We start from the raw sequence: 10,481 nt of genomic DNA, 5'->3' as shown, positions 1-10,481 counted from the left end.
GTCATACGATGCGTAATATCCACCCGCTGGTTGTGGATGCCGGCGCCACCCTCCGTAACAGTCAATCGGAAGTATGCGTTGCCCTGGGCCGGACTACCGCCTGCCTCCTTCGACACTGCTGCCCGGGTTGCTCGGCACCCCGAAAATTCCACCTCGGCCGACGAACCGCCAACCAGATTGACGGGGATGGAACCGGCCCTCTGTACACCAGTCCCCAGGATGGTTACGGTGTAGGTCCGCTGGGCATCGAGGTTTGTGGACAGGACCACGTCCGTGACGGAGCTTGCGCCGTACGTGTGCTGGTTTACGTAATAGGCACTGGATCTGATGTTCCCCGCGTCGATATCGCTCTGCGTGACCAGCCCGGCCTCCAGCATCGCCCGTCCCGACAGCAGATCAAACGGTGTATGGGTGGTGCCCAGATCATCCACCATTCGGACTTCGGCAATCCCGTTCGAGGAGTGCGCGGGGAAGCGCAGAAGGGCCGCACGGCTGCCCAACGGCAAGGTGAATCGGGCGTACTCGCTGCGGATCGAGGCCCGGCGCCCGGCCAACGGGGCGGAGTTCTCCCAGCTGGCACCGTTCCACGTCCAGCCCGCCTCGTCCCAGTTCGTGTACAGGCTCGCGCGGTAGGCGGCGAAATTGTTCAACTGCACGAGTTGCCGTGCCTCGGCGCCGCCGTCAGCGTTTGGGGAGTTGCTGAACGTGTGCACCATCCACCGCAGCGGATCCAGTTGGTAGCCCATCCAGTACTTGTACTTTGATGTGCGGCGGAGGAAGCACTTACCGGAGGGCATGGGTCGGGTGCGCGACAGCAGGTTGTGTCGCAGCGGATCCAAGAGTTGGGCGAGATAGTTGTCCTGCTGGGCTTTTTGGGCGTTAGCGGAGATGACGTCCCTGCCGTGGCGGAGTACTTCGTTGTCGTCAGGCCTTTTGGAGCCTGGCCGTGTTGTCTCTGTCCCCAATGGAAGTCCCCTGCTTGATTCGTGGTGAGCCAGTCTTCGTGTTGCCTATTCTGCCTGTCGTTGGGACTGACCAGGGCCACGCCGGCCCGTGCCACTCAATGGCACGCGAATCTCGGTGGAGAGAACCGGGATTGTGGCAGATGAGGGATTTGAAAGTTCTTTGCGTCGCACGTCAGAGGCCGGACCCCGGTAATTCAGTTGTTTTTGTGGTGAAGGGCGGGCGACGTCGAGTGGGCGCAATTCCGACAACGGGCCCCTGACCTGCCGTCGTGGAGTAACGTGTGACTCAACTCACTAGGAGGGGTTCACATCAGCTACAAGTATCGAACCGTCAGAGTCCGCGGCACCGACCTGGTTGGAACCATTGCGCGAAAACACGGGAGCGCGCCCGAGATATACGAAACTTCAAAAGACCCGAGCACTTCTGTAGTTCCGGTGTTTTTCCAAGCAACGGGCGAGGTCCGTTTCTTTGACCGATCCGTGCTGGAGGACGTACCCAAGGCCGCCGACCAGCAGCCGTAACGCATCCTCACGAAGGAAACATGATGGGGCGGCTTGCGGCCCGCCTCACAGGCAGGCGCGCTCACAAGGCGCCCACGCACCATGCCCGGGAAATGACAAAGGGCTCTACTTCCTAGCTATTGCTAGGAAGTAGAGCCCTTGCTTGGGTGGCAGATGAGGGATTCGAACCCCCGTAGGCGTTGCCAGCTGATTTACAGTCAGCCCCCTTTGGCCGCTCGGGTAATCTGCCGAACTTCAAAAGAAGATCACTCGCGATTCCTAGTCCCGGAACGTCTGTCTCCAGTCCGTTCCGCTTCCAGAACCCGCGGGCAAGACAACTTTACAGAACTTCCGCCGAAGAATCGAATCKGCGTCCTGGAGAGCCAAAAAGCCCGGAAATTCAGGCGTCTCCGAGAATGCGTCCGGCCAGCCGGGCCTCGAAACGCGCTGCCTGCTCTGCAGTGACCTGGTTCAGCTGAACGGCGCGGGCCAGATCGGCGTGGACGCCGTCCAGGCGGGCCGAGGCATCCGCGGCCGGGCTCAGAATAATGGAGGCCGCCAGCGCGGCGGCGGCAACGGAAGTCGCCGTCGTGGCCAGGGTGCTGGCAGCGGCGGCGGTGGTGCGGGTGACGTAGCGGACGGCTTTGTTGTGCATGCTCTTTGCCTTTCAGCGTCGGTTCCAACCCTTGCAACTCTGCCCAGCCCGGCTTCGTGCCCCCAAGGAGTTAGCTATGAGCGGACTGTGAAACGTAGCCCCGGCCGGCGKGCCTCCGGATCGGGGGTATCCGTATTAGGCTGGAATGCAGACATCCCGGCCTTTCACCAGGCACCCGGCAACCATCAGGAGGACAGTCATGGCAGGCGAATCCACGTTCGACGTCGTCAGCAAGGTAGACAAGCAGGAAGTCGCCAACGCGCTGAACCAGGCGCAGAAGGAAATTGCCCAGCGCTACGACTTCAAGGGCGTCGGCGCCGAAGTCGATTTCAGCGGCGAGAAGATCCTCATGAAGGCCAACTCCGAGGAGCGGGTGCTGGCAGTGCTCGACGTGCTGCAGTCAAAGCTCATCCGCCGCGGCATCTCACTGAAGTCCCTCGACACGGGCGAGCCCTACGCCTCCGGCAAGGAATTCCKGCTCGAGGCCTCCATCAAGGAGGGCATTGCCCAGGACCTCGCCAAGAAGATCAACAAGCTGATCCGCGACKAGGCCCCCAAGTCCGTCAAGTCGCAGATCCAGGGCGACGAGCTCCGGGTGACGTCCAAGTCCCGCKACGATCTCCAGGAAACCATGAACCTGCTGAAAGGCTTCGACGAGGCCGACCTGCAGTTTGTGAACTTCCGCAGCTAGCGGTCCCTCCCCGGCGCAATTTTCCTCACGACGCGCAAAAGAGCTGGCGACACCGGAACTCCGGTGTCGCCAGCTCTTTTGCGTGTCGCGGAACGTATTCGCGCGTCGCCAGACCGCAGCTAGCGTCAGCTGAGCGGGCGGCCGGCCATCCGTTCCAGCCGCTCGATCCGCTCCGCCATCGGCGGGTGAGTGGAGAACATCTTGGCCACGCCTGCGCCGCGGAACGGGTTGGMGATCATCATGTGCGAGGCGTTGACCAACTTCTGGTCCTGCGGCAACGGCGCCAGTTGCACGCCCTGCTCGATCTTGCGCAGGGCGGAGGCGAGCGCCAGCGGATCGCCGGTCAGCGACGATCCGTCCTCGTCGGCGTCGTACTCACGCGTGCGGGAGATGGCCATCTGGATCAGGGAGGCAGCGAACGGGGCCAGCAAGGCCATGGCGATCGCGGCAAACGGGTTCGCGTTKCGGCGATCCCCGCCGCCGAACAGCAGCATCATCTGCGCCACCGACGTGATGACGCCGGCGACGGCGGCGGCCACCGACGCCGTCAGGATGTCCCGGTTGTAGACATGCATCAGTTCATGGCCCAKGACGCCGCGCAGTTCGCGGGCGTCCAGCAGCCGCATGATGCCCTCGGTGCAGCAGACGGCGGCGTTCTGCGGGTTCCGKCCGGTGGCGAAGGCATTCGGCGCCATGGTGGGCGAGACGTAGATGCGCGGCATCGGCTGGTTGGCCCGGCCGGACAGCTCCCGGACGATCTGGTACAACTGGGGCGCCTCGGCCTCCGTGACGGGATACGCCTGCATGGCACGAATGGCCAGCTTGTCGCTGTTCCAGTACCCATAAGCCGTGGTGCCGACGCCGACCAGGGCCATGATCCAGATCGGCGCGGCACTGCGCGTCCCGGCCGCGATGAAAGCGCCCAGACCCAGCAGCACCGCCCACAGGACCCCGAAAAGGGCCGCGGTCTTCAGTCCGTTRTGATGCTGATGCACTGGTCCTCCTGATGACCCGTATTTCACTGACCTGCAGTTCACAGACCTACCAAGGAAAACGAACCGCTACGGCACCGGGTTCCGTGCGTCGTAGCGCAGGAATCCCGACTGCAGGTGGGCCACCGTCCAGGCCACGGCAATGCATAGCGCGCCGCCGAGCAGCAGGACCCATCCCTCGTTCCAAAGTTTAGTCGCGCCGCCGRCCAGCATGTCCCCGATCCGGGGTCCACCGGCCACCACCACCACGAACACGCCCTGCAGCCGTCCGCGCAGGTGGTCCGGTGTGGAGGCCTGCAGGATGGTGGTGCGGAAGACGGCGCTGACGGAATCCGCGATGCCGGCGAGCGCGCAGCACAAGGCGGCKGGCAGCAGCCACACCGTCACGCCGCCGTCGCMGGTATGCCCCGCGAGGACAACCACCAGGCCGAACGCCGCAATGGAAGCGCCCCAGCCCATCACGGACCACACGACGGCGGCACCCTGCCGGCGCACCCGGCCCAGCGGCCCCGAGAACAGGCCGGCCAGGAACGCCCCTACGGCCATGGCGGCCAGCAGGATGCCTACCGTTGCCTCGCCGCCGCCGATCATCAGGGCGCCGATGGCAGGCAGCAGCGCTCGCGGCTGGGCAAAGATCATGGCCACGAGGTCGATCACGAACGTCATGCGAAGGTTGGGCCGGGTGCCAAGGAAGCGGAATCCCTCCACCACGGAACGCAGCCCGGCCGGCCTGGCATGTTTCCCGGGCGGCATGGGCGGCAGATTCAGGAGCGCCCAGAACGCAAAGGCGAAGCTGACGACGTCGATCGTGTACGTCCAGCCGAAACCGATCCAGGCCACGAGCACGCCGGCCAGGAGCGGGMCGGCGGTCATGGTCAGGCCGAAGCTCATCATGCTCAGGGCGTTGGCGGCCGGCAGCAGCTCCTTGCGGACCAGGGCCGGGATGATGGCGCTGCGGGCCGGCTGGTTGATGGCCTGGGCACCGCTTTGCACCGCCACGAGGGCGTACAGCAGCCACACGTTGCCCAGCTGCAGCCACGCCTGCAGGGCCAGGGCGACGGTGGTCAGCCAGAGGACGGACGAGGCCAGGAGGGCGACCGTGCGGCGGTCATGCGCGTCGGCGATCGAGCCGCCCAGAAGTCCCCCGAACACCAGCGGAACGAGGGCGAAGATGCTTAGCAGGCCCACATAGAGGCTGTCCTGGGTCAGCCGGTACACCTCCAGGCTGACGGCCACCACGGTCAGCTGGCTGCCCAGGGCCGAGACGGAGGACCCAAGCCACAGGCGGCGGAACGCCGGACTTTCGCGCAACGGCGTCATGTCCGCCAGAAATTTCCCCACCGGGCAACTCTAGCGGCGGTCCCGGGCGGCTTGTGACGAGGACGGACGTAGTTAGTACTACCTTATTGTGAGGCAGTCATAATAAGTGCTTCAATGGGACCATGACGGATTCCTCGGGCAGCCACGACGCATGGGCGGCCGCCCTGCGTGCCCACGGCCGTCGGGTGACCAAGCAACGCCTGGCCGTGCTGGCCGCCGTCGAACATCACCCGCATTCGCCGGCGGAGGCGATCCTTGCCGCCGCCCGGCAGGAACTGCCGGACCTGACCGCCCAGTCCGTCTATGTGGTCCTGGGCGACCTCACCGATCTGCACATGCTGCGCCGGTTCGAACCCCCGCACTCCCCCGCGCTGTACGAGACCAGGGTGGGCGACAACCACCACCACGCCGTCTGCATCAGTTGCGGCCGCGTGGAGGACGTCGAATGCGCCGTGGGCCACGCGCCCTGCCTCACCCCGCATTGGGACGCGAACGCCAAGCCGATGACCATCCAGATCGCGGACGTGCTGTACCAGGGCATCTGCCAGGACTGCCAGCGCACCCAACAACTTCCCTCCGAACGAAACTAACAAACCCAACCAAAGGAGAATGATGACTGAGAACATCTCTGTGCCCGCCGTGTCCACGACACAGTCCGGCGCTCCCGTCACTTCCKACGCCCACTCCAAGTCCGTCGGCGCCGACGGTGCGATCATCCTGACCGATCACTACCTGATCGAGAAGCTCGCGCAGTTCAACCGCGAGCGCGTCCCGKAGCGTGTTGTGCACGCCAAGGGCGGCGGCGCCTTCGGTACCTTCAAGACCTCCGAGGACGTCTCGAAGTACACCAAGGCCGCCCTGTTCCAGCCCGGCACCGAGACGGACATGCTCATCCGTTTCTCCTCCGTTGCCGGCGAGGCAGGCTCCCCCGACACCTGGCGCGACCCCCGCGGGTTCGCCGTGAAGTTCTACACCACCGAGGGCAACTACGACCTCGTCGGCAACAACACTCCGGTGTTCTTCATCCGCGACGGCATCAAGTTCCCGGACTTCATCCACTCGCAGAAGCGCCTCCCGGGCACCCACCTGCGCGACGCMGACATGCAGTGGGACTTCTGGACRCTCTCCCCCGAGTCCGCCCACCAGGTCACGTGGCTCATGGGCGACCGCGGCCTGCCGGCTTCCTGGCGTGAAATGCAGGGCTACGGCTCGCACACCTACCAGTGGATCAACGCCGAGGGCGAGCGCTTCTGGGTCAAGTACCACTTCAAGTCCAACCAGGGCGTCAAGTCCATGACCGGCGACGAGGCCGAGGCCTTGGCCGGTGCTGATGGCGACTTCTACATCCGCGACCTCCAGGAGAACATTGCCGCCGGCAACTTCCCCTCCTGGGACCTGCACGTCCAGGTCATGCCGTACGAGGACGCCAAGACGTACCGCTTCAACCCCTTCGACCTCACCAAGGTGTGGCCGCACTCGGACTACCCGCTGATCAAGGTCGGCACCATGGAGCTGAACAAGAACCCGGAGAACTACTTCGCGCAGATCGAGCAGGCCACCTTTGCGCCCTCGAACTTCGTGCCGGGCATCGCCGCTTCCCCGGACAAGATGCTGCAGGCCCGCATCTTCTCCTACGCGGACGCACACCGCTACCGCGTCGGCACCAACCACGCCCAGATCCCGGTGAACCAGCCCAGGAACCAGGTCAACAACTACAGCCAGGACGGCGCGGGACGTTACCACTTCAACGCCCCGTCTGTTCCGGTCTACGCACCGAACTCCGTCGGCGGCCCCGCTGCCGTGGAGCCCGCGGTTGCAGGTGGCGGCTGGGAGAACGACGGCGAGCTKACCCTCTCCGCGCACACCCTGCACGCTGAGGACAGCGACTTCGGCCAGGCCGGCACGCTGTACCGCKAGGTGTTCAACGACGGCGAGAAGGCCCGCCTGCTGGACACCGTCACGGGTGCCGTCAGCGGCGTCAAGAACGCCGACATCAAGGAACGCGCCATCCAGTACTGGACCAACGTCGACGCCGAGTTCGGCGCCAAGCTGCGCGCCAACCTGGGTGCCGGCCAGGTTGAGTCCGACGCCGAGGCCGCCAACAAGGTCTAATCAGCAAGGCCCGTTTGTGACCGGCTGAGCCGATGAACGCCCCGCCACGGAAATCCCCCGGAGATCCGTGGCGGGGCGTTTTGCCGTTTTCCACATAGGTGCTCGCGGCCCTCGCCACGCGTCGCGGCAGATCCCTAGGATTTAGCCATGACCGCATTTGCAGGCATTCCGGATGACGCTTTCCGGTTCTATTCCGAACTTGAGCAGAACAACAACCGGGACTGGTGGCTGGAGCACAAGCCTGTCTACGATGCCGCGGTGAAGGGGCCGTTGACCGAGCTGCTCGCCGAGCTGGAACCCCGGTTCGGCCCGGCGAAACTCTTTCGACCCAACCGGGATGTCCGCTTCTCGCCGGACAAGTCGCCCTACAAGACGGCGCAGGGAGCTTTCGCAGCGCTGGCRGAGGGAGTGGGTTTCTACGTCCAGCTCAGTGCCGACGGCCTCCTCATCGGCGGCGGCTGCCACACCCACACCCMGGCCCAGCTGGCACGCTTTCGCGGTGCCGTGGACGACCCCACCAGCGGAGAGGCTTTGCAGGAAATCGTGCGCCACGTCGAGGCCGCAGGGTTCGCCGTGGAAGGCGAAAGCCTGAAAACCGTGCCGCGGGGCTTCGACAAGGACCACCCCAGGGCCGGGCTGCTCAAACACAAGTCCCTCACGGCCGGCCAGAACGTGGGACAGCCCGATTGGCTTGCCGGTCCCGGGGCGGTGGAGGAAGTGGCCCGGCGCTGGGAGGAGCTGCGTCCCCTGGTGGAGTGGGTCGGCCGTTACGCGGCTCCCTGACCTGGACCCTGGCCTTCAGCGTMAGATGTGCTGGCCGTCGGTGGCGAGSCGCCKGTCGAGGTTGTTGAAGAAGACCAGCATCATCAGCTCRAAGGCCTCGGTGGCTTCCTCGGGCTGGTTGTTGACGACAAAGTCGAACTGCAGCCCATAGAACGCGGCGGTGAAGAGACGGGCGTCGGTGTCGGCGAACGCTGGCCGGATCCCCTGGATGACGAGCCAGTCCCGGGACTTCTCGTGCAGCATGCGGAAATGCTCCTGGGCTGTGCCGCGCGGCGCCGCCGCCACCACGTCCTGCGCCGTCGCCTCAAATTCCAGCCGGGCCAGGTGCCGGTTGCGCTGCGCCATGGTCCACTGCCAGGACTCCAGAAGGAAGGCCCGCCAGGCATCCCTGTCKATGTCCCGGACGTCGGCGGCACGGATGCTGTCCAGCCGGGATTCGATGCCGCGGATGATCTCGTTGATCAACTGTTCACGGTGACCGAAGTGGTACACCAGCACGTAGCTGCTGACACCCAGCCCGTCGGCGAGGCTTCGAAACGTCAGCTCCGCCAGCGTCTTGTCCATGAGGTAGTCGAGAATTGCCGACAACAGCTCTGATTTGCGTTCCGGTCTTGCTGGGCGGCCCATGTCTCCATCTTAGGGAGCCGGGGTCCTCCGCGCCCGCCGGCTGCAGGCTCCCGAACCGGACGGTCCAACGCCGAAGTCGCCGGAGCCTTGCCAATTCGCCGGAAGTTGTCGGCGAATTCGCAGGTCTCCGGCGACTTCGATTTGTCTGGACCGGTCATTTGCTGTCAGGACCGGGTGAGCGCGTCCTCTTCCTTTGCCGGGTCGGCGGTGAGAGCGTCGTCCTTGGCGGGGCCATTCACGGAGGCCCGGGCCGCCGCGAACTTTTCGTTCAGGCGGGAGTGGCGCTGGCCGTAGGCGAAATAGATCGCGACGCCAATCACGAGCCAGATCGCGAAGAAGATCCAGGTTTCCACAGCGAGGTTCGTCATGAGGTAGAGGCACAGCACGGCCGAGACAACCGGGAGCACCTTGCCGAACGGGACGCGGAAGCTCGGCTTGAGGTCCGGGCGCTTCTTGCGCAGGACCAGGATGCCYAGGCTCACCATCACGAAGGCGGAGAGCGTGCCGATGTTGATCATTTCCTCGAGCAGGTCCACGTTGGTCAAGCCGGCGACGACAGCCACGGCGGCGCCGCAGATGATCTGGAGGCGGGCCGGCGTCGCGCGAATGGTGCTGGTTTTGGACAGGGAGCGCGGCAGCAGGCCGTCGCGGCTCATGGCAAGGACCACGCGCGACAGGCCCATGAGGAGCACCATGATGACGGTGGTGAGGCCCACGAGGGAGCCGAAGGCGATGACCTTGGCGGCGTCGGTGTTGCCGACGGCCTCGAAAGCGGTGGTAAGGGTCGGGTTCTTGGCCTCGGCCAGCTTGGTGTAGGACACCATGCCGGTCAGGGCCAGGGACACCAGGATGTAGAGCACGGTGACRATCGCAAGGCCGCCGAAGATGCCGCGCGGCAGCGTCTTCTGCGGGTTCTTGACCTCTTCGGCGGAGGTGGCGACGACGTCGAAGCCGATGAACGCGAAGAAGACCAGGGCGGCGCCGGCGAAGATGCCGAGCGTGCCGTACTGGGCCGGGGCCGCGCCGGTGAGGAAGCCGAAGAAGGACTGCTTGAGGACGTCGGCGGTTCCGGTGCCGCCGGTCGGCTCGGAGGCCGGCACGAACGGGGTGTAGTTCTCGAACTTCACGTACGTGAAGCCCACTACGATCACGAACAGCACCACCGCGATCTTGATGAGCGTGAAGATGTTGCCGACCCGGGCGGAGAGCTTGGTCCCGAGGACCAGCAGCACCGTGAAGATGGCAACGATCAGGAAGGCACCCCAGTAGAGGTCAACGCCGCCCAGGGAGATCGACGGCGGAACRTCGACTCCCATGAGCGCAAAGACCTTGCTGAGGTAAATGCCCCAGTACTTCGCGATCACGGCACCGGCTGTAAAGAGTTCCAGGATCAGGTTCCAGCCAATAATCCACGCGAGGATTTCCCCCATGGTCGCGTAGGTGAAGACGTACGCGGAGCCTGCCACCGGGATGGCCGTGGCAAACTCGGCGTAGCACATGATGGCGAGCGCGCACGTGACGGCGGCGATCGCGAAGGAAATGGTCACGGCCGGGCCGGCGAAATTCGCGGCGGCCTTGGCGCCGACCGAGAAGATCCCGGCGCCGACGGCGACCGCGACCCCCATGATCATGAGGTCCCACGTGCTGAGCGAGCGCTTCAACTTGCGTCCGGGTTCATCGGYGTCGGACATGGACTGCTMGATGGATTTGGTCCGGAAAAGGTTCATAGGAAAGTCCGCAATCTCGATAACTGGTTTGGAAACAGACCTATCTAGTGTAATGTCCATCCACTGGACKGCCCGATTTGTCCCACATAGTGAGACGTGGATGTGGGC

At 64.8% G+C, this 10,481-nt stretch carries 10 protein-coding genes and 1 tRNA gene; 4 read left to right on the top strand and 7 right to left on the bottom strand.

Going from position 1 to position 10,481, the window contains the following annotated elements:
* The 3 genes from AC1DBQ_RS18475 to AC1DBQ_RS18465 all read right to left on the bottom strand — a co-directional run.
* The coding region (locus tag AC1DBQ_RS18475; RefSeq protein ID WP_476929892.1) for a hypothetical protein at positions 1–746 on the bottom strand (746 nt) is incomplete at its 3' end.
* An 888-nt stretch (positions 747–1,634) separates the two neighbouring features.
* Positions 1,635–1,716: transfer RNA gene (locus AC1DBQ_RS18470), tRNA-Tyr, on the bottom strand.
* A gap of 150 nt (positions 1,717–1,866) precedes the next feature.
* Entirely contained in the window at positions 1,867–2,121 is a 255-nt protein-coding gene (locus AC1DBQ_RS18465; protein WP_091255982.1) for a hypothetical protein, read from the bottom strand.
* Positions 2,122–2,320: 199 nt separating this feature from the next.
* Here AC1DBQ_RS18465 and AC1DBQ_RS18460 point away from each other — a divergent pair, with 199 nt between their 5' ends.
* Entirely contained in the window at positions 2,321–2,812 is a 492-nt protein-coding gene (locus tag AC1DBQ_RS18460; protein ID WP_476929891.1) for a YajQ family cyclic di-GMP-binding protein, read from the top strand.
* Between the two features lie 125 nt (positions 2,813–2,937).
* Here AC1DBQ_RS18460 and htpX read toward each other — a convergent pair whose 3' ends face one another.
* Together htpX and AC1DBQ_RS18450 are read right to left on the bottom strand one after the other, a co-directional pair.
* On the bottom strand, positions 2,938–3,807 hold the full coding sequence (gene htpX, locus AC1DBQ_RS18455; RefSeq protein ID WP_476929890.1) for a zinc metalloprotease HtpX: 870 nt from the start codon (positions 3,805–3,807) through the stop codon (positions 2,938–2,940).
* A 66-nt stretch (positions 3,808–3,873) separates the two neighbouring features.
* Positions 3,874–5,145, bottom strand: a complete 1,272-nt coding sequence (locus AC1DBQ_RS18450; RefSeq protein ID WP_476929889.1) for an MFS transporter — start codon at positions 5,143–5,145, stop codon at positions 3,874–3,876.
* A gap of 101 nt (positions 5,146–5,246) precedes the next feature.
* Between AC1DBQ_RS18450 and AC1DBQ_RS18445 the strand changes: the two genes are divergently transcribed.
* The 3 genes from AC1DBQ_RS18445 (at position 5,247) to AC1DBQ_RS18435 (ending at position 8,019) form a co-directional block, all read left to right on the top strand.
* Positions 5,247–5,714 carry a Fur family transcriptional regulator gene (locus tag AC1DBQ_RS18445; RefSeq protein ID WP_091255988.1) on the top strand — a complete coding sequence of 156 codons (468 nt, stop codon included), beginning with the start codon at positions 5,247–5,249 and terminating at the stop codon, positions 5,712–5,714.
* A gap of 40 nt (positions 5,715–5,754) precedes the next feature.
* Entirely contained in the window at positions 5,755–7,236 is a 1,482-nt protein-coding gene (locus AC1DBQ_RS18440) for a catalase (RefSeq protein ID WP_476929893.1), read from the top strand.
* 147 nt (positions 7,237–7,383) lie between these two features.
* Entirely contained in the window at positions 7,384–8,019 is a 636-nt protein-coding gene (locus AC1DBQ_RS18435) for a DUF2461 domain-containing protein (RefSeq protein ID WP_476929888.1), read from the top strand.
* A gap of 15 nt (positions 8,020–8,034) precedes the next feature.
* Here AC1DBQ_RS18435 and AC1DBQ_RS18430 read toward each other — a convergent pair whose 3' ends face one another.
* Positions 8,035–8,646 (bottom strand): TetR/AcrR family transcriptional regulator, encoded by a 612-nt coding sequence (locus tag AC1DBQ_RS18430; protein ID WP_476929887.1) that lies wholly within the window; start codon positions 8,644–8,646, stop codon positions 8,035–8,037.
* Between the two features lie 164 nt (positions 8,647–8,810).
* A complete protein-coding gene (locus AC1DBQ_RS18425; RefSeq protein WP_476929886.1) occupies positions 8,811–10,373 on the bottom strand; it encodes an amino acid permease in 1,563 nt (520 codons plus the stop codon).
* Between the last annotated feature and the right edge of the window lie 108 nt (positions 10,374–10,481).

This window comes from Arthrobacter sp. 10T413_2 (assembly GCF_056394205.1).
The sequence above is the reverse complement of the archived record's forward strand: the minus strand, read 5'-3'. Positions and strand labels throughout refer to the sequence as shown.

Coding starts and splice junctions, on each gene's coding strand:
- AC1DBQ_RS18465 (WP_091255982.1), bottom strand. CDS start 2,121: ATGCACAACAAAGCCGTCCGCTACGTCACCCGCACCACCGCCGCCGCT.
- AC1DBQ_RS18445 (WP_091255988.1), top strand. CDS start 5,247: ATGACGGATTCCTCGGGCAGCCACGACGCATGGGCGGCCGCCCTGCGT.